The sequence below is a fragment of the Lichenibacterium dinghuense genome (assembly GCF_021730615.1).
In the GTDB taxonomy this organism is placed as follows: domain Bacteria; phylum Pseudomonadota; class Alphaproteobacteria; order Rhizobiales; family Beijerinckiaceae; genus Lichenihabitans; species Lichenihabitans dinghuensis.
Genome location: NZ_JAJLMN010000001.1, coordinates 155,505 through 173,555, shown reverse-complemented (window position 1 = coordinate 173,555; position 18,051 = coordinate 155,505). Strand labels below are relative to the sequence as shown.

15 protein-coding genes are annotated in these 18,051 nt (G+C 72.9%); 11 read left to right on the top strand and 4 right to left on the bottom strand.

The genetic code is table 11. The annotated features are described in order from the left end of the window. The first annotated feature begins 431 nt into the window (after positions 1-431). Complete coding sequence (locus L7N97_RS00825) at positions 432-1,694, top strand: N-acetylmuramoyl-L-alanine amidase (RefSeq protein WP_237476491.1); 1,263 nt, start codon at positions 432-434, stop codon at positions 1,692-1,694. A gap of 229 nt (positions 1,695-1,923) precedes the next feature. Next, positions 1,924-4,359: a penicillin-binding protein 1A gene (locus tag L7N97_RS00820; protein WP_237476490.1), complete on the top strand. Its 2,436-nt coding sequence runs from the start codon at positions 1,924-1,926 to the stop codon at positions 4,357-4,359. Positions 4,360-4,432: 73 nt separating this feature from the next. Here L7N97_RS00820 and L7N97_RS00815 read toward each other — a convergent pair whose 3' ends face one another. Further along, positions 4,433-6,004, bottom strand: coding sequence for a Na+/H+ antiporter (locus tag L7N97_RS00815; protein WP_237476489.1), 1,572 nt, complete (start codon positions 6,002-6,004; stop codon positions 4,433-4,435). 174 nt (positions 6,005-6,178) lie between these two features. On the opposite strand from L7N97_RS00815, the gene L7N97_RS00810 reads away from it, so the two are divergent. Both L7N97_RS00810 and L7N97_RS00805 read left to right on the top strand, forming a co-directional pair. Continuing rightward, positions 6,179-7,948 carry an SLC13 family permease gene (locus L7N97_RS00810; RefSeq protein ID WP_237476488.1) on the top strand — a complete coding sequence of 590 codons (1,770 nt, stop codon included), beginning with the start codon at positions 6,179-6,181 and terminating at the stop codon, positions 7,946-7,948. Further along, positions 7,945-8,514 (top strand): DUF533 domain-containing protein, encoded by a 570-nt coding sequence (locus tag L7N97_RS00805; RefSeq protein WP_237476487.1) that lies wholly within the window; start codon positions 7,945-7,947, stop codon positions 8,512-8,514. Before L7N97_RS00810 ends, L7N97_RS00805 begins: the two co-directional genes overlap by 4 nt. 30 nt (positions 8,515-8,544) lie before the next feature. Here the strand turns inward: L7N97_RS00805 and L7N97_RS00800 are convergent, their stop codons facing one another. From L7N97_RS00800 to L7N97_RS00790, 3 genes are read right to left on the bottom strand one after another with little or no spacing between them, the layout of a single operon-like run. Next, a complete protein-coding gene (locus L7N97_RS00800) occupies positions 8,545-8,970 on the bottom strand; it encodes a CBS domain-containing protein (RefSeq protein WP_237476486.1) in 426 nt (141 codons plus the stop codon). Beyond that, positions 8,942-9,589 (bottom strand): molybdenum cofactor guanylyltransferase MobA, encoded by a 648-nt coding sequence (gene mobA / locus L7N97_RS00795; RefSeq protein WP_237476485.1) that lies wholly within the window; start codon positions 9,587-9,589, stop codon positions 8,942-8,944. Before mobA ends, L7N97_RS00800 begins: the two co-directional genes overlap by 29 nt. After that, positions 9,586-11,349 carry an AsmA family protein gene (locus L7N97_RS00790; protein WP_237476484.1) on the bottom strand — a complete coding sequence of 588 codons (1,764 nt, stop codon included), beginning with the start codon at positions 11,347-11,349 and terminating at the stop codon, positions 9,586-9,588. The genes mobA and L7N97_RS00790 overlap by 4 nt, the downstream gene beginning before the upstream one ends. 316 nt (positions 11,350-11,665) lie before the next feature. Between L7N97_RS00790 and L7N97_RS00785 the strand changes: the two genes are divergently transcribed. The 7 genes from L7N97_RS00785 (at position 11,666) to L7N97_RS00755 (ending at position 17,812) form a co-directional block, all read left to right on the top strand. Continuing rightward, positions 11,666-12,994 (top strand): L,D-transpeptidase family protein, encoded by a 1,329-nt coding sequence (locus L7N97_RS00785; protein ID WP_237476483.1) that lies wholly within the window; start codon positions 11,666-11,668, stop codon positions 12,992-12,994. A gap of 215 nt (positions 12,995-13,209) precedes the next feature. Then, positions 13,210-14,526, top strand: a complete 1,317-nt coding sequence (gene glyA / locus L7N97_RS00780) for a serine hydroxymethyltransferase (protein ID WP_237476482.1) — start codon at positions 13,210-13,212, stop codon at positions 14,524-14,526. 8 nt (positions 14,527-14,534) lie between these two features. Further along, complete coding sequence (locus tag L7N97_RS00775; RefSeq protein ID WP_237476481.1) at positions 14,535-15,182, top strand: riboflavin synthase; 648 nt, start codon at positions 14,535-14,537, stop codon at positions 15,180-15,182. Beyond that, positions 15,179-15,700: a DinB family protein gene (locus L7N97_RS00770; protein ID WP_237476480.1), complete on the top strand. Its 522-nt coding sequence runs from the start codon at positions 15,179-15,181 to the stop codon at positions 15,698-15,700. The genes L7N97_RS00775 and L7N97_RS00770 overlap by 4 nt, the downstream gene beginning before the upstream one ends. A gap of 73 nt (positions 15,701-15,773) precedes the next feature. Then, positions 15,774-16,277 carry a 6,7-dimethyl-8-ribityllumazine synthase gene (ribH, locus tag L7N97_RS00765; protein ID WP_237476479.1) on the top strand — a complete coding sequence of 168 codons (504 nt, stop codon included), beginning with the start codon at positions 15,774-15,776 and terminating at the stop codon, positions 16,275-16,277. After that, a complete protein-coding gene (nusB, locus tag L7N97_RS00760) occupies positions 16,274-16,750 on the top strand; it encodes a transcription antitermination factor NusB (protein WP_237476478.1) in 477 nt (158 codons plus the stop codon). Before ribH ends, nusB begins: the two co-directional genes overlap by 4 nt. A 51-nt stretch (positions 16,751-16,801) precedes the next feature. Continuing rightward, complete coding sequence (locus L7N97_RS00755) at positions 16,802-17,812, top strand: aldose epimerase family protein (protein ID WP_237476477.1); 1,011 nt, start codon at positions 16,802-16,804, stop codon at positions 17,810-17,812. Positions 17,813-18,051: the final 239 nt, after the last annotated feature.

Genomic DNA, 18,051 nt, shown 5'->3' with positions numbered 1-18,051 from the left:
GGATGCGGCAGCGTGACGACCCCGGAGCGGGCGGACCATGGATGGCGACTCTCTCGGCGCGGCCGATGAACGCGGCCGCGTTGCCAAGGAAGTCCGACGCGAGCCCGAAGGTTCGATCTGCCGCCCGATCGAGCCCGGACCGATAATCGCCTCTGGCGAATGCCCCTGCACGACACGCCGGGCCATCGGTGTCCGAACCGGTCCTGGAAGGCGAGCCGCCGCGAGGCGTGCCCGAGTCGGGACCTTGACACGCGAAACATAGCCTCGGGCGCTGCACTTTGGCAAGTTCGTGGTCCTGCGTTGCCGCGGAGCAACAGCGGGCGACGATCCGCGGCGGGCGCGAAGGACATCCTTAACCATCCGCGAGGCAGCCCGTAACGTGGCGGGGCGCGATCCCGTCGGGCGGCGGGATGCGGCGGACGGGGCGTGCCATGGACTCGAGACTCGCTCGGCGCGCCGCCCGCATCCCGGTCGCCCTGGCGCTCGCATTCGCCTCCGCCGCGGCCGCCCCGGCCCGGCATCCGGCCCCGCTCCCCGGCGCCGCGCGCCCCGGCCCCGGCGCGCCGGTGGCGGTCGACGCCCGCGTGTCGGTCGCGGGCGACGAGACCCGGCTCGTCGTCGACCTCAGCGCCGGAGTCGCGGTCGAGGCCAGCCTGACGGAGGAGCCCGACCGGCTGGTGCTCGACCTGCCCGAGGTGAACTTCCAGGTGGATCCCGCGGCTGGCCGGCTCGGCGCGGGCGGCGTCGGGCTGGTCCGCGGCTTCCGGTTCGGGCTCTTCGCGCCGGGACGCTCGCGCGTCGTCGTCGACCTCGACGGGCCGGCCGCGCTGCGGCGCGCCGAGGTCGCCAGCATCGCGGGCGGCAGCGCGTCGCGTCTGACCGTCGCGCTGGCGCCGACCGATCGGGCCGCCTTCCACGCCGCCGTCCGCCGCCCCGCGCCGGAGCCGGCCGCCGCGGCACCGCCTCCGACCTCCGACCCGCGCCCCGTGGTGGTGATCGACCCCGGGCACGGCGGCGTCGACCCCGGCGCGGGCGGGCTCGGCGGGGCCGTCGAGAAGGAGGTGGTGCTGCAGTTCGCCCTGGCGCTGTCGGACCGGCTGTCGGCGGGCGGCCGCTACCGCGTGGTGATGACCCGGCACGACGACCGCTTCGTGTCGCTCGGCGATCGCGTCAGGGTCGCGCGCGACGCCGGAGCCGCGCTGCTCATCTCCGTCCACGCCGACACCTTGAAGGATGCGGCCGTCGCGGGCGCGACCGTCTACACGGCCGCGGACCGGGCCAGCGACCCCGAGGCGGCGCGCGTCGCCGCGGCCGAGAACCAGAGCGACGCGGCCGCCGGGATCGACGACGCGCCGCGCGCCGCGGCCGACGTGTCCGACATCCTCGACGACCTGACGCGGCGCGAGACCCGCGCCGACTCGCACCGCTTCCAGAGGACGCTGACGGGTTACTGGGCCAAGATCGCGCGGCTGAACCACAATCCCGAACGCTCGGCCGGCTTCAAGGTGCTGCAGGCGCCGGACGTGCCGTCGGTGCTGCTGGAGCTCGGCTACCTGTCGAGCGGCCAGGACGCCCGCTCGCTCGCGTCGCCGGACTGGCGCGCCAAGGCGGCCGCGGGCGTGGCGGCGTCGGTGGACGCCTTTTTCGCGGCCCCCGTCGCCGCCGCCCCTCCCGCGCCCTCGGCCATGCGCTGAGGCCGGACCCACGCGGTCCGCGGCCCGATTGTGGCAAGGGTGCCACAGGGCCTCGGAGAAGCTCGACGCGCACGCCCGCGGCGTCCCCCTCGGGCGCCGCCGGTCGTATTGGGACCACAAAACAGCCGCAGCCTCCCCGCATCCGATCGGGTATTCCACCGCCGTGGCGACGGCCGAGCCCGGCCGCCGCAACTTTGATTCAGAGCTTTCGCTCGCGAGGCGTTCACCGATGCGGCATGTCGCCAGGTTCTTCGGCTTTCTGTTCGCCACCGGCGCGCTGGTCTTCGTCGTGCTCGCCTGCGTGGCCGCCGGAACGGTGTGGAAGTTCGAGAAGGACCTGCCCGACTACACCCAGCTCAAGAACTACGAGCCCGCCGTGATGACGCGCGTGCAGGCGGGGGACGGCAGCCTGCTCGCCGAATTCGCCCACGAGCGCCGCCTGTACCTCCCCTCGGCCGCGATCCCGCCGCTGGTGAAGGAGGCCTTCATCTCGGCCGAGGACAAGAACTTCTACACGCACAACGGCGTCGACCCCGAGGGCATCCTGCGCGCGCTCGGCGTCCTGGTGCAGGGCAACAAACGCGCCCAGGGCGCCTCCACCATCACCCAGCAGGTCGCCAAGAACTTCTTCCTCACCAACGAGCGCAGCTTCAGCCGCAAGATCCGCGAGGCGCTGCTCGCTCTGCGCATCGAGCAGACCTACTCGAAGGAGAAGATCCTCGAGCTCTACCTCAACGAGATCTACCTCGGCCTCGGCAACTACGGGATCGCCGCGGCGGCGCTGAACTACTTCGACAAATCGGTGAACGAGCTGTCGATCGCCGAGCTCGCCTATCTGGCTGGCCTGCCCAAGGGCCCCAACAACTACCAGCCCTTCCTGCACCGCGAGGCGGCGGTCGACCGCCGCAACTACGTGCTCTCGCGCATGGCCGAGAACGGCTACATCACCAAGGCCGAAGCCGAGAAGGCCAAGGCGGAGCCGCTCGGCATCAACCCGCGCGTGCTGACACCCAACACCTACGCGGCCGGCTACTTCGCCGAGGAGGTTCGTCGTGAGCTGCTGGAGCGCTACGGCGACAAGAAGCTCTACGAGGGCGGCCTGTCGGTCCGCACCACGCTCGACCCCAAGATGCAGATCATGGCCCGGAAGGCGCTGGTCGACGGGCTCGTCCACTACGACGAGACGCACGGCTTCCGCGGCGCCGTCCGCCACATCGACCTGACGGGCGACTGGGGCCCGTCGCTGGCCGCGATCCCGGCCCTCAGCGACGTGCAGCCCTGGCGCCTGGCCGTCGTGCTCGACGGCAGCGACAACGCCGTCCGCATCGGGCTGCAGCCCGGCAAGGACAAGGGCGGCGAGGTCGTGATGGACCGCGACACCGGCACGCTGACGCTCGACGGCATCAAGTGGACCGGCAAGCGCTCGATCCGCTCGATCCTGTCGCCGGGCGACGTGGTCTACGTCGCCCCCGCGGAGGGCAAGCCCGGCCAGTGGCGCCTGCAGCAGGTGCCGGAGATCTCCGGCGCGCTGGTCGCCATGGACCCCTACACGGGCCGCGTTTTCGCCATGGTGGGCGGCTTCTCCTTCGACCAGTCCGAGTTCAACCGCGCCACGCAGGCGCAGCGCCAGCCCGGCTCGTCGTTCAAGCCCTTCGTCTACGCGACGGCGCTCGACAACGGCTACACGCCGTCGTCGTCCGTGCTCGACGCGCCGATCGAGCTGCCCGGCGGCCCCGGCCAGGAGCCCTGGCGCCCGCAGAACGACGACGACGCGCCCGCCGGCCCGCACACGCTGCGCTACGGCGTCGAGCATTCGCGCAACCTGATGACGATCCGCCTCGCCAAGGACATCGGCATGCCGCTGATCGTCGAATACGCCAAGCGCTTCGGCATCTACGACGAGCTGCCGCCCTACCTGCCCATGTCGCTCGGCGCCGGCGAAACCACCGTGCTGCGCATGGTGACGGCCTATTCGATGCTGGCCAACGGCGGAAAGCGCATCAAGCCGACCCTCGTCGACCGCATCCAGGACCGCTGGGGCGACACGATCTACCGCCACGACGAGCGCACCTGCGAGGGCTGCGACGCCCAGACCTTCAACGACCAGGCCGAGCCGAAGCTGATCGACAAGCGCGAGCAGGTCATCGACCCGATGACGGCCTACCAGGTCACCTCCATCCTGCAGGGCGTCATCACGCGCGGCACGGGCTCGGCCATCAAGGTGCTGAACCGCAACCTCGCGGGCAAGACCGGCACCACCAACGACGCCAAGGACGTGTGGTTCGTCGGCTACTCGTCCGACCTGACCGTGGGCCTCTATCTCGGCTACGACCAGCCGCGGTCGCTCGGCGCCACCGCCTTCGCGGCGGAATATGCCGCGCCCGTGTTCCGCGACTTCATGGCGGCGGCCCTCAAGGACAAGCCCGACGTGCCGTTCCGCGCGCCGCTGAACATCAAGCTGATCCAGGTGGACTATCGGACCGGCATGCGCTCCAGCGGCAAGGACGCCATCATCGAGGCCTTCAAGCCCGGCACGGCGCCGCCCGACAGCTATTCCGTGATCGACGGCAGCGCGGGCCGCGCGGCGCCGCGCGGCGAGACGGCCTCGGCTCCCTCGGCGCCGGCCGAGCGCGCGGCCAGCGACGGGACCGGCGGCCTCTACTGACCCTCGGCCCCGCGGCTTCCGCCGCGGGGCGCCGTCCCGCATCGCGCGGAGGGCCGATGGCCTCCGATCCTGGTCAGCCCCCGTGCGCTTCGCCGCCGAGCGCGCGGCGCAGGCGGCCCTCGTCGAAGTCGAACTCCTCCTCCAGCGACTGCAGCAGCTCGCCGTCGATCGTCCCCGCGCGGTCGAGCACGGCGCGCCGCGCCGCATGCGCGGCCGACAGCTCCAGCTGCAGCCGCGCTTCGCGCCGCTTGGCCGCGAGGCCGTGGCCGGCGATCATGGCCTCGGTGTTGTCCCGCTGCTGCCGGTACTGGCGCAGCATGTCGGCGTCCGGCAGGCCGAGCACCCGCCCGTTGTAGAGGCGGTTCTCGATCGTGCTGAGGGCCGCCAGCGCGGCCTCGTGGCGCACGCGGGCTTCGGGGCTGACGCCCGGCTCGGCCGGGGCCTCGACGACGCCGAGCCGCCGGATCACCCAGCCGAGGGTGGTGCCCTGCAGCACCAGCGTCACCAGGATGGCGCAGAAGGCAAGGAAGATGATGAGGTCGCGGCCCGGAAACTCGACCGGCAGCGCCAGCGCGGCGGCGAGGCTGACCACGCCGCGCATCCCCGCCCAGGAGATCACCGCGAGGTGGCTCGGCCGGAGCGTGGCCCGCTTGAAGCCGAGCGCCCGCGGGATGCCGGAGGTGCCGTAGACCCACACGAACCGGCTGGCGATGAGGGCCGCCGAGGTCGCGAGCGCCAGCCCCGCGAGGTCGCCGAAGCCGAAGGCGCCGAGCCGCCCCACCACGTCGCGGAGCTGCAGCCCGATCAGGATGAACACGAGGCTGGTCAGCACGAACTCGATGAAGTCCCACACGGCGGTGGCGGCCACGCGGGTGCGGGCCGACAGGACCTCGTGCTGCCTGACGCCGATCACGAGCCCGCAGGCGACCGCGGCCAGCACGCCCGACAGGCCGAAGGCTTCGGCGCCGAAGTAGCCCGCGAAGCCCGCGAGCACGCCGGCCGAGATCTCCAGGAGCGTGTCCTCCAGCGCCACCGTGGCCATGATGGCGAGGCGCCCGACCGCGTAGCCGATGGCCGTGCCGCCGAGGGCCGACAGCACGAAGGACGAGCCCGCGTCGCCGAGCGACACCGAGCCCGCAGCCGTGGCCGCGATGGCGGCGCGGTACAGGATCAGCGACGACGCGTCGTTGAGCAGGCTCTCGCCTTCGAGGATGGTGACGAGGCGGCGGGGGATGCGGGTCGTCTTCAGCACCGCCGAGGCCGCCACCGCGTCGGGCGGCGCCACGATGGCGCCGAGCGCCACGCAGGCCGCCCAGGGCAGCTCGGGCGCGAGCCACTTGGTCACCGCCGCCACCGCCGCGGCGGTGAACACCACGGCGCCGAGCGCCAGGAGCAGGATGGGCCGCAGCGCGGAGCGGAAGGCCGCCCAGTCGGTGCGGTAGGCGCTGACCTGGAGCAGGGGCGGCAGGAAAAATGCGAGCGCGATGTGGGGATCGAGTTCGACCCGGGGCACGTTGGGCACGAAGGCCAGAGCCATACCGCCCAGCACCAGGGCGACGGCCGACGGCATCCGGGCGTGGCGGGCCGCGTAGGCCAGGGCCACGCTGGCGGCCAGGAGACCGATGAGCACCTCGACGAATTCCATGCCGCCTTCCCGCGAACTGACACGAAGCCCCAACGCCGAGCTGCACCCCGATGACCGACCGCCGCCGACTTATTTCCGCCCCGGTGCAAATCAGCACCGCGGAACGGCGCCGCGCGGCGTGACGCGATCCTGCTCGGCGCCGTCCCGCCTCCCGCTCGCGCCGAGGTGGGCGCCGTGAGCCACGATCAGATCGCCGTCCTGGCCGTCTGCGCGGCGGCCGCGCTGCTTTTCGCCTGGGGGCGCTGGCGCTTCGACCTCGTCGGCCTCCTGGCCCTCGTGGCGGCCGTGCTGCTCGGGGCCGTGCCGGCCGACGCGGCCTTCTCGGGCTTCGCCGATCCGGCCGTGGCGGCGATCGCGGCCGTGCTGGTGATCAGCGCCGCGGTCCGCGACTCCGGGCTCCTCGACGCGCCGCGGCCGCTCTTCGCGCTGCTGCCGCGCTGGACGGGGCTGGAGGTCGGCGTCATCGGCGGCGTCACGGCCGCCCTGTCCGCGGTGATGAACAACGTCGACGCCTACACGGCCATGCTGCCCGCGGCGCGCGCCACGGTGCGCCGGAGCCGGCGCTCGCCGGCGCCCATCGTGGCGGCGCTCGGGGCCGCGTCCCTGCTCGGCGGGCTCGTGACCGCGATCGGCACGCCGCCCAACCTGCTCGTGTCGAGCCTCCGGCGAGAGATCGTCGGCGCGCCCTTCGGCGTGTTCGCCTTCGCGCCCGTGGGGGCCGCGGTCGCGGGCGCGGGCGTGCTGTTCCTCGCCGTCGCGTGGCGCCTGCTGCCGCGCGAGCAGCGCCGCGAGCGCGTGGAGGAGACGGCGCTCGCGGGCGACAGCTACACCAGCGAGGTTGCGGTCCCGGCGGGCTCGCCGCTCGTCGGGCAGACGGTGGCGTCCTTCCGCGCCCGTGCCGAGCGCAACGTCGCGGTCGCGGCCATCATCCGCGAGGACTACCGCCGCATCGCGGCGCGACGCGACACCGAGATCGAAGCCGGCGACGTGCTGGTGCTCAACTGCGAGCCCGACGCCCTGCAGGCCCTGATGGAGCGGGCGGGGTCGCTCATCGTCGGCGGCGGCACGGCGGGGCTCGAAGCGGACCGCATCGGCGTCGTGGAGGCCGTGGTCACGCCCACCTCGGAGCTGGTCGGCCTGTCGCCCGGCGAAGCGCGCCTCGACGAGCGCCACCGCGTCGGCCTGCTCGCCATCGGGCGGCGCGGCGCCGCCATCGCGGCGCGGCTGCGACGCACCAAGCTGCGCGCCGGCGACGTGCTGGTGCTCCAGGGCGAGCTCGACGCCATGGTGCCGACGCTGTCGGCGCTGGGGTGCCTCACGCTGGCCGAGCGCCGCCTGCGCCTCGGCCGGCGCCGCCGCATCGCCGTCCCCGCGGCGCTGCTCGCGGGCGCCCTGGCCCTGGCCGCCGCCGGCGCCCTGCCGCTCGCCGTGGCGCTGTTCTGCGCCGTCGCGGCCCTGGTCGGGCTCCGCGCCTTCACCATGACCGAGGTCTACAACAGCGTGGCCTGGCCGCTCGTCGTGCTGTTCGGCACGCTGCTGCCTGTCAGCGCGGCGCTCCGGCACTCTGGCGCGGCCGACCTGCTCGCCGGCCATCTCGCGGCGCTGGCCCACGGCGTGCCGGGCGGCTGGACCGTGGCGCTGACCCTGCTCGCCGCGCTCGTCGTCTCGCCCCTCGTCAACGGCGCCGCGACCGTGCTGCTGCTCGGGCCCGTCGCGGCCGGGCTGGCGGCGCGGCTCGGCTTCGCCGCGGACCCCTACCTGATGGCCGTCGCGGTCGGCGCCTCCTGCGACTTCCTGAGCCCCGTAGGATCGCGCAACAACATCCTGGCGCTCGGCGGCGAGCGCAACGCGGCCCGGCCCCCGTGGCGCCTGGGCCTCGCCCTGATGCTGGTGGTCGCGGCCGTCGGCACGGCGGCGATCCTGTTCGTGTGGCCGGTCCGATGAGCGCGCTGAACGATGTTCTGGCCGCCGTGGCGCGCCGCCTCGGCCTCGGCGCCGACCGCTCTTCCGGCGACGTCGAGCCCGCCGCCGAGCCCGGACTCGGCGACGCGCCGCTCGACGTGCTGGCGTCGAAGCTGGCCTACAGCCATCTGCGCAACCGCCAGCAGCTGCTCGGCCCTCCGCCGACCACGCTGGGCCACCTCGACCAGAACCAGGCGGAGCTGCTGATCCGCGCCGCGGTCGCGGCCGCCATGGCGGACGGGCACCTCGACGACAACGAGGAGCGCATGCTGCGCTCCGCCCTGTCGACGCTGGAGTCGCAGGCCGGCGAGCCGGGCTTCATCACGGCGGCCATCAAGCGGCCGCTGCCGCTCGAGGTGCTGCTGCGCGACGTGCGCGACCCGCATCTGGCGTCGCTGGTCTACGCCGCGTCGCTGCTGGCCATCGACAAGCACGGCGACATCAACCGCGCCTACATGCACTACCTCGCGACGCGGCTGCGCCTGCCCCCCGCGGTGTTGGAGCGCCTGCACAGCCAGTACGGCTACGCGCCCGCGTCGGTGCCCTGAGGGGCGTCGACGCCGCGGCGCCGCGAGGTTCTACCCCGCGGCGCCCGACATCTCGGCCACGGCGCGCTGCACCACGCCGCTGTCGAGCAGCATGCGGCGCGACAGGTCGGACAGCGTCACGAGGCCGATGGTGCGGCCGTTGAGGTCGAGCACGGGCAGGCGGCGCAGGTTGCGGGCGCCCATCAGGTTCAGCGCCGTCGTCACCGCGTCCTCCTGGCGGCAGGAGAAGATCGTGGTGGTCATCACCTCGCCCACCGTCACGGTCTTGTTGCTCAGCCCCTTGGCGACCACGCGGAACAGGATGTCGCGGTCCGTGATGATGCCCTGGAGGTCGTCCGCCGTCCCGACCGGCAGGGCGCCCACGCCGAGGTCGCCCATCGCCACGGCCGCCTCGGCCACGGTGGTCGAGGCTTCCACGAACTCCACGTCACGCGTCATCACGTCGGCGACTTGCACGGCCCGGCTCTCCCTCGCTTCGCCCCGTCCTAGCATGGATCGCCTCGGCGGCGGCCAGTTCCTCCGGGGTGTTGAGGTTGATGAAGGGGTCGAAGGGGTCGGTCGGCCAGTCCACGGCGGCGGGGGCGAGGCGGTCCAGGAACACGCCGACGCGCCGCAGCCCCTCGTCCTGGAGCGCCGCCCGCAGGGCGTGGCGCGCCGCGACGGGCCACAGCGCCGCGACCGGATGACGGCGCCCGCCGGAGGACGCCGCGACGGCGCCCGGGCCGGCGGCCATCAGGCGTGCGACGAAGTCTTCCGGCAGGAAGGGCGTGTCGACCGCGACCGTCACGGCCCGCGCGGCGCCGGGGTCCGCGGCGGCGGCCCAGTCGAGCCCGGCCAGCAGGCCGCCCAGCGGCCCGAGGCGGTGATCCCCGCCGTCGGCGATCACGGGCAGGCCGAGGTATAGTCCTGGGAGGTGTCCGTCGTGGCGGCTGACGGCGAGGAGGCCGCACTGCGGCGCCAGCCGCTCGATCGTCCGGGCGACGAGGGGGCGCTCGGCGAGGGGCGCCAGGGCCTTGTCGGTGCCCATGCGGCGGGATTCGCCGCCGGCCAGCACGATGCCGGGCGGACGCCTCACCGCTCCGCCGCGACGCCGCCGAGGGGCAGTGCCACTGCGGGGAAGCCGCCCTGGCCGCCGGTCAGCACCAGCGGCCCCGCCCAGAAGCCGCGGAGGTCGAGCGGCATGGTCGGGCTGTCGCGCAGCGGCGCGCCCGCGGCATCGGCCTCGGCCGCGACGGCGTGAAGGTCGACGCGGCCGTCCGGCAGCCCGGTCGCGGCGTCGAAGGTCAGGGCCAAGCCGGGGGCCGTCAGCTTCCCCTTCGGGATCCGCACGGTCCCGTCGCGGATCGACACATCCCACTGCGCCCTGTCGAACACGGTGGCGGGCCAGCGGCGGCTCACGTCGAGCGGCGAGCGACGGTCGCCGCGATGGAGGGCGCTGGCGAGCGACAGATTGGCCACGCGCGCGCCCTCGACCCCGACCTGCCCGTCGCCGGCGAGGTCGGCGACGACGTCGCGCAGGGTCGCGCCCTGACCGTCCAGCGCGGCGCGGGCCGTGATGGTGCCGTTGAGGCGCGCGCGGCCGCTCAGCCCGTCGGACAGCAGCCCGAGGTCGACGCGCTTGGCCGACACGTCCGCGTGTGCGCCGATGCCGTCCGCCCCGACGGTCAGCACCGCGCGCGCCTTCACCAGGCCGCCGTAGGCGCGCGCCTCGTCGAGCGTCACCTCGAGCCGCTCGCCGCGCACCAGGGCCGCGAAGGCGGCGTCCTCCAGGGTGACGCGGCCGAGGCGCGCCGTCGCGGCGGAGATCCTCAGGTCGACGTCGGTCGCGAAGGGCGACGCGGTGAGGGCCTTCCGGTACAGGTCGCGGATGTCGGGCGCGTCGGGGTCGCCGAGGGACCTGACGTCGAGCGAGTCGGTCGCGAGCGTGCCGGCGACGAGGCCGCGCCCGGCCTCCTGGCGCCACGCGAGGCTGCCTTCGAGGCGCGTCTGGTCCAGCCGGATCTGGGCGTCGGACAGCGACAGGTCGTGGAGCTTGGCGACGAGCAGGCCGCCGATCTGGACGCGCCGCGAGGCGAGCGACGCCGGCGCGTCGTCCCAGGCGTGGAGGAAGCGGGGCAGGGACGGCGTCGCGAACGAGGCCCGGCCCGCGAACTGGACCTGCGGGACGATCGACAGCACGCCTTTGGCCGAGAAGTCGAAGAGCGGCGACTCGACCTGCAGCGAGGCGAGCGATCCCGCCGGTTCCGGCCCCGATCCCCTGTCGCGAAGCGTGCCGGTGAACTGGGCCGTGGTGCCGCGCAGCGTGGCCGTGCCGGACACCACGAGGCCTTCGCCCCGTCCGTCCCAGGCCGCGGAGGCGTCGATGCCGGTCACCAGCAGGTCCGCGAAGCCCGACGCGGAGCGCGTCTTCAGAAGGCCAGACCGCAGCCGCAGCATGACGGGCGCGCCGTGCGACGGCGCGTGGGCCGCGGCGCTGCCTTCCGCGAGCCGGTCGACATCCACCGTCAGGGTGGGCTCGACGAGGGTCGCCGAGCTCATCCGCCAGACGCCGCGCAGCAGCGACGGGATGTCGAGGTCGGCCTTCAGCAGGGGAGCGTCGAGCAGCACGGCGCCGTCCTCGGCCGAGGCCGACAGGCCGGTCGCCTGCAGCCGGGGGCGCGGGAGCAGCTTGAACGTGACGCCGCCCGCCGCGACGGCGTGCAGTCCGGCGTCCGGCCCCCATCCGTCGGCGAAGGCCTTCGCGGCCGCGGTGCGCGAAACGCGCCAGGGCGCCGCGGCGGCCGCCAGGGCAGCGGCCACCAGGATCACGGCCGTCAGCTTGGCGAGTCGCGTCATCCTTCTCCGCCGCAGCGATCCCCCGTCCGTCCCGACGCCGCGCATCGGCCGCGGCGCGTGCCGAACACAGCGGCGGTTAGTGGCCAATCGTGGCGCAAATGTCACGGCTTAACATCGTGTCAACCGTAGCCGTCCGAATGAGCTTCCTGAAAGCTCGGGACAAGCAAGGCGCCATAAAAAGAGCGGATTGGAACGGCGATTTGGGGGGCGAAAACGTCGATCGGCCGTCGGTTCAACCCCGACGGAGGGACTGATCGACGCGGGTGAATTGGGTGCGGCGCCCCTGCCTTCCGCGCGACCCCGAGGGCTTTGAACCATGCTGCTGAGCGATGACGACCGACGCTTCCGCGCGCCGAGGGCGTTGACCGGCCGTGTAGCGGCGCTGCTGCTGTCCACGGTCGCTGTCGCGTCCTTCGCCGTCCCGGCCGTGGCGCAGGAGGACGACGCCGGCAGCGGGCAGGCCGAATGGGCCCAGCGCTACGACTCGGACGCGCGCCAGCAGGTGAAGAAGGAGTCCACCCCGACCCTGTCGCCCGCCACCGTCGCGGCCACCGAGGCGGCCGTGACCCAGTACCAGGGCATCGTGGCGCAGGGCGGCTGGGGCACCGTGCCCAACGTCGTCAACATGCACGTCGGCTCCAAGGGCCAGGCCGTCGCGGCGCTGCGCCATCGCCTGCAGGTGACCGGCGACCTCGACCAAGCGGCCGGCATGTCGCCGGTGTTCGACGCCTACGTCGAGGCGGCGGTGAAGCGTTTCCAGGCCCGCCACGGCCTCGGCCAGACCGGCATCGTGTCCAAGGAGACCGTGACGGCGCTCAACATCCCGGCCGACCTGCGCCTGAAGCAGCTCGAAACCAACCTCATCCGCCTGCGCTCCTTCTCGGGCGACCTCGGGCAGCGCTTCGTGATGGCCAACATTCCGGCCGCCTCGGTCGAGACGGTCGAGAACGGCGTGGTGTTCAGCCACCACGTCGCCGGCGTCGGCAAGGTCGACCGCCAGTCGCCCGTGATGCAGACCAAGGCGACCGACATCAACTTCAACCCCTACTGGACCGTGCCGGCCTCGATCATCCGCAAGGATTTGATCCCCAAGATGCAGGCCGACCCGAACTACCTGTCCGACAACCACATCCGCATCTTCAACAAGGACAACCAGGAGGTCCCGTCGAGCTCCATCAACTGGCACTCGATGGACGCGACCAACTACAAGTACCGCGAGGATCCGGGCATCAACAACTCGCTCGGCGTGGTGCGGATCAACATCGGCAACCCCTACGGCGTGTACATGCACGACACGCCGACCAAGGGCGTGTTCGGCGACGACTTCCGCTTCGTGTCGTCGGGCTGCATCCGCGTGCAGAACGTGCGCGACTACGTGGCCTGGCTCTTGAAGGACAACCCGGGCTGGGACCGCGACAAGATCGACGAGGCCATCCGCTCCGGCGAGCGGATCGACGTCAAGCTCGCCGCCAACGTCCCGGTCTACTGGGTCTACATCACCGCCTGGGCGACGCCGGACGGCGTGGTGCAGTTCCGCGACGACATCTACAACCGCGACGGCCTCGGCGCGCCCGGCACGGTGGCCTCCGCGGCCGACCAGGGCGACGACAACTCGGCCGTCGAGCCCGCGCTGCAGCAGGACTGATCGGCCGCCCCGCCGGGCGACCGGCCCCGCCGAGACGGGGGTTTCGTGGAAAAAGGCGCCCCGGCCACCCGGCCGGCGGCGCCTTTTTCGTGGCGCCCCGTGACGGGGGAGTGGCGACGCGCTATGGGAGGCCCGATATGGATCAGGGCATCGCGACCCCGTCCGTCCCCGCTTCCCCGCGGCTGCCCGGAGCCGCCGCCCCGCCCGAGAGCCCCATGAGCGCCGTCCCGACCTTCAACGCCACCCGCGCGAACCCGGCCCTGTCCAACAGCTTCTTCGGCGCCAGCCTCGTCGAGGCCGATCCCGAGATCGCCCGCGCGGTCGAGCTGGAGCTCGGCCGCCAGCGCGACGAGATCGAGCTCATCGCGTCGGAGAACATCGTGTCGCGCGCCGTCCTGGAAGCCCAGGGCTCGGTCATGACCAACAAATACGCGGAAGGCTACCCGGGCAAGCGCTACTACGGCGGCTGCCAGTTCGTCGACATCGCCGAGGACCTCGCGATCAGGCGCGCGACCGAGCTGTTCGGCTGCTGCTTCGCCAACGTCCAGCCGAACTCCGGCAGCCAGGCCAACCAGGCGGTGTTCCTGGCGCTGATGCAGCCCGGCGACACCTTCATGGGGCTCGACCTCGCGGCCGGCGGCCACCTCACCCACGGCGCGCCCGTCAACATGTCGGGCCGCTGGTTCAAGGTGGAGCCCTACGGGGTCGATCGCGACACGCACCTCATCGACATGGAGGCCGTGGAGCGCCGCGCCCGCGAGGTGCGCCCGAAGATCATCATCGCCGGCGGCTCGGCCTATTCGCGCCACTGGGACTACGCCCGCTTCCGCGCCATCGCGGACGAGGTCGGCGCGTATTTCATGGTCGACATGGCGCATTTCTCCGGCCTCGTCGCCGGCGGCGCCCATCCCTCGCCCTTCCCGCACGCCCACGTGGTGACGTCGACCACGCACAAGACGCTGCGCGGACCCCGCGGCGGCATCATCCTCACCGACGACGAGGCGCTGGCGAAGAAGCTCAACTCGGCCATCTTCCCCGGCCTCCAGGGCGGCCCGCTGATGCACGTCATCGCCGGCAAGGCCGTGGCGTTCCACGAGGCGCTGCAGCCCGCCTTCAGGGATTACGCGCGCCAGGTCGTCGCCAACGCCAAGGCGTTGTCGGACAGCCTGCAGCGCCACGGCTTCGACATCGTGTCGGGCGGAACCGAGAACCACCTGATGCTGGTCGACCTCCGGCCGAAGCGCCTCACCGGCAAGGCCGCCGAGGCGGCGCTCGGGCGCGCCCACATCACCTGCAACAAGAACGGCATCCCGTTCGACCCGGAGAAGCCGTTCGTCACATCGGGCATCCGCGTCGGCACGCCGGCCGCGACCTCGCGCGGCTTCGGCACGGCCGAGTTCGAGCAGGTCGGCTCCCTCATCGCCCGCACGCTCGACGGCTTGGCCGAGGCCGGCGAGGCCGGCAACGCCGCCGCCGAGGCCAGCGTGCGCGACGAGGTGAAGGCCATCGTGGCCCGCTTCCCGATCTACTGAGGCGCAGGATGTTCACGGGTTTGATCAGCGACGTCGGCGAGGTGGTGTCGAGCGAGGCGCGCGGCAGCGTGCGGCGCCTGCGCATCGCCTGCTCGTACCCGGCGGAGGGCATCGCCCTCGGCGCCTCCATCGCCTGCTCGGGCCCCTGCCTCACGGCCGTCGAGGTCGGCGCCTCGGGAAAACGGACCTGGTTCGACATCGACGCCGGGGCCGAGACGCTGGAGCGCACCACGCTCGGCGCCTGGGCCCCCGGCAAGCGCATCAACCTCGAACGCTCGCTGAAGCTCGGCGACGAGCTCGGCGGCCACCTCGTGTCGGGCCACGTCGACGGCATGGCGCGGGTGACCGCCGTCACCCGCATCGGAGAGACCACGCGCTTCGACGTCGAGGCGCCGGAGCGGCTCGCGCGCTTCATCGCGGAGAAGGGCTCGGTCGCGCTCGACGGCACGTCGCTCACCGTCAACTCGGTCGCGGGCCGCAGCTTCTCCGTGCTGCTGATCCCGCACACGCTGGCCGTGACCACCTGGGGCGAGGTGCGCGAGGGCGACAGGCTCAACATCGAGATCGACACGATGGCGCGCTACGCGGCGCGGCTCGCCGAATTCCCGGCCGCCGGGACGGCCGAGGCCGGCGCCGACGAGGGGCTCGCGTCGTGAACGACCGGTCCTCCGTCCTGGCGCGCTACAACGCCTGGGCCAACCACAAGCTCTACGACGCGGTCGAGGCCCTGCCGGACGCGGACCGGCGCGCCGACCGCGGCGCCTTCTTCCGCAGCCTCCTCGGCACGCTGAACCACGTCCTCGTCGCCGATCGCATGTGGATGGCGCGCTTCACCGGTGCGCCCGTGCCCGCGCTCCGGCTCGACGCGGTGCTGCACGACGACTTCGACGCCCTGCGCGCCGCCCGCGGCGAGGAAGACACGCGGATCATCACCTTCGTCGACGGGCTCGACGACCAGGCGCTCTCGTCGAGCTTCACCTACAGCCCCGTCTCGATGCCGGGGCGCTTCGTGGCGCAGCTCGGGCCGGCGCTCGACCACCTGTTCAATCACCAGACCCATCATCGCGGGCAGTGCCACGCCATCCTGACCGGCCTCGGCAGGGCGGCGCCGTCGCTCGACCTGATGGTGTTCTACGGCGAGGTCGGCCACGGCGGGCTGATCCGCCTGTCCTGAACGCTTGCCGGACGGAGCCGGCCGCACTATTCACCCCGGCTCCCCGCCGACCATCCATCCACGAGTTGCTTCCATGGCCGAACCTCAGCGCCGCACCGACGCCGAGCCGCATGTCGCGGCCGACGACCACTTCCTGATCGTCGAAGGGCGCTTCTACGACGAGATCGGGGACCACCTGCTGGCGGGCGCCAAGGCGGCGCTCGACGCCGCGGGCGCCACTTACGACGTCGTCACCATGCCGGGCGCGCTGGAGGTGCCGACCGCCATCGCGATCGCGGCGGAGGCCGCCGAGGCGGGCGGGCGGCGCTACGGCGGGGCCGTGGCGCTCGGCTGCATCCTGCGGGGCGAGACCTACCACTTCGAGGTCGTCGCCAACGAGAGTTCGCGCGGCCTCATGGACCTCGCGCTCCAGCGCCGCATGCCGATCGGCAACGGCATCCTCACGGTGGAGGACACCGACCAGGCGATGGTCCGCGCCGAGCCGTCGCGCGGCGACAAGGGTGGCGAGGCGGCCCGCGCCATGCTGGCGCTGTGGCGCCTGAAGGCGCGCCCCGCGGCGGCCGGGGCCGCGCGATGAGTCGCCAGGAACGCCGGGCCGCCGCGCGCCTCGCCGCCGTGCAGGCGCTCTACCAGATGGATGTCGCCAAGAGCGGCATCAACGACGTCCTGGCCGAGTTCGAGTCGCATTGGATCGGCCAGGAGGTCGAGGGCGAGCAGTACAATAAGGCCGAGAACGCCTTCTTCCGCGACGTCCTCGAGGGCGTGCTGGCCGGGCAGGGCGAGATCGACGTGCTCGTCGACCGCTCGCTCCAGGAAGGCTGGCCGCTGCGCCGCGTCGAAGCCGTGCTGCGCGCCATCCTGCGCGCCGGGGCCTACGAGATGCTGAGCCGCAAGGACGTGCCGGCGCGCGTCGTCATCACCGAATACACCGACATCGGCGGCGCCTTCTTCGAGGGCGACGAGGTCGGCATGATCAACGGCGTGCTGGACGCGCTCGGGCGCCGCCTCCGCCCGGACGAGCTGATGGGCACGGCCCGCAACGCGCGCTGAACCCATGTCCATCGGCCGCGTTCGCCTCGGGGACGCGGGTTGGAGAATGCCATGCAGGTTCGGTCGTTCGGTCACGCCGACGGGGTCGAGATCCGGGAGGTGAGCCTGCGCAACGCCGCGGGTGCCACGGCCTCGGTGATCACGTGGGGCGCCGTGCTGCGCGACCTCGTGGTGCCGTCCCCGGCCGGGCCGCAGCGCGTCGTGCTGGGCCTGAACTCCATCGAGGACTACCGGGCCCATTCGCCCTATTTCGGCGCCACGCCGGGCCGCTTCGCCAATCGCATCGCCGGGGCGCAGTTCACGCTCGACGGCCGCCGTCACACGCTGCCCGCCAACGAGCGGTCCGGCGCCACCCTGCACGGCGGCCCGAAGGGCTTCGGCGCGGTGCCGTGGCGGATCGAGGCCGTCGCGGAGGACTCGGTCACGCTCGTGCTCGACTCGCCGGACGGCGACGAGGGGTTTCCGGGCGCGGTGCGCGCCCTGTGCACCTACACGCTGGCCGAGCCGGGCACGCTGGTGGTCGTGTTCGAAGCCACCACGGACGCGCCGACGGTGCTGAGCCTCGCGCATCATTCCTACTTCAACCTCGACGGCGGGCCGGACGTGCTCGACCACGAGGTGCTGCTGAACTGCCCCTTCATGACGCCGACCGACGCCAACCTGATCCCGACCGGCGAGATCCGCAGCGTCGCGGGCACGCCCTTCGACTTCACCACGGCGCGGCCGATCCGCAACGAGGCCGAACAGAACTACGACATGAACTTCGTGGTCGCCTCGGCGCCCGACCCCGCGACGGGGCTGGCCCATGCCGCGACGGTCCGGTCGCCCAAGAACGGGCTGACGCTGGAACTCCACACGGACCAGCCCGGCGTGCAGTTCTACGACGCCGCCAAGCTCCACTGCCCGGTGCCGGGCCTCGACGGGAAGCTCTACGGCACGCACGGCGGCTTCGCGCTGGAGTGCCAGGTGTTCCCCGACGCGCCGAACCGGCGCCACTTCCCCTCGCCGGTGCTGCGGCCGGGACAGACCTACCGGCAGCGTTCGGAATACCGCTTCGCCTGATCGGGGTGGGTGCCGCCCCCGCCTTCGACGGGGGCCGACCGGCTTCGAGCGCGGGCTCGCCGCTTCGCGCCCTCGGCCGTCGTCTCGGCCTCGATCCGGGATCCAGCGGTGCGTCCGAACGGAACTTCGGCCTGAAGCGCCCGATCGGATCGACCGTCTCCCGGGTCTTCGCTCTGCCCGGGGCCACACCTCGCAGCATGGTGCCTGGACGAAAAAGAGCGGCGGATTTCCCCGCCGCC

Excerpts from the sequence above, each read along its gene's own strand:
- L7N97_RS00825 (WP_237476491.1), top strand. The coding sequence starts at position 432 with ATGGACTCGAGACTCGCTCGGCGCGCCGCCCGCATCCCGGTCGCCCTG.
- L7N97_RS00820 (WP_237476490.1), top strand. The coding sequence starts at position 1,924 with ATGCGGCATGTCGCCAGGTTCTTCGGCTTTCTGTTCGCCACCGGCGCG.
- L7N97_RS00815 (WP_237476489.1), bottom strand. The coding sequence starts at position 6,004 with ATGGAATTCGTCGAGGTGCTCATCGGTCTCCTGGCCGCCAGCGTGGCC.
- L7N97_RS00805 (WP_237476487.1), top strand. The coding sequence starts at position 7,945 with ATGAGCGCGCTGAACGATGTTCTGGCCGCCGTGGCGCGCCGCCTCGGC.
- L7N97_RS00790 (WP_237476484.1), bottom strand. The coding sequence starts at position 11,349 with ATGACGCGACTCGCCAAGCTGACGGCCGTGATCCTGGTGGCCGCTGCC.
- L7N97_RS00785 (WP_237476483.1), top strand. The coding sequence starts at position 11,666 with ATGCTGCTGAGCGATGACGACCGACGCTTCCGCGCGCCGAGGGCGTTG.
- glyA (WP_237476482.1), top strand. The coding sequence starts at position 13,210 with ATGAGCGCCGTCCCGACCTTCAACGCCACCCGCGCGAACCCGGCCCTG.
- L7N97_RS00775 (WP_237476481.1), top strand. The coding sequence starts at position 14,535 with ATGTTCACGGGTTTGATCAGCGACGTCGGCGAGGTGGTGTCGAGCGAG.
- ribH (WP_237476479.1), top strand. The coding sequence starts at position 15,774 with ATGGCCGAACCTCAGCGCCGCACCGACGCCGAGCCGCATGTCGCGGCC.
- nusB (WP_237476478.1), top strand. The coding sequence starts at position 16,274 with ATGAGTCGCCAGGAACGCCGGGCCGCCGCGCGCCTCGCCGCCGTGCAG.
- L7N97_RS00755 (WP_237476477.1), top strand. The coding sequence starts at position 16,802 with ATGCAGGTTCGGTCGTTCGGTCACGCCGACGGGGTCGAGATCCGGGAG.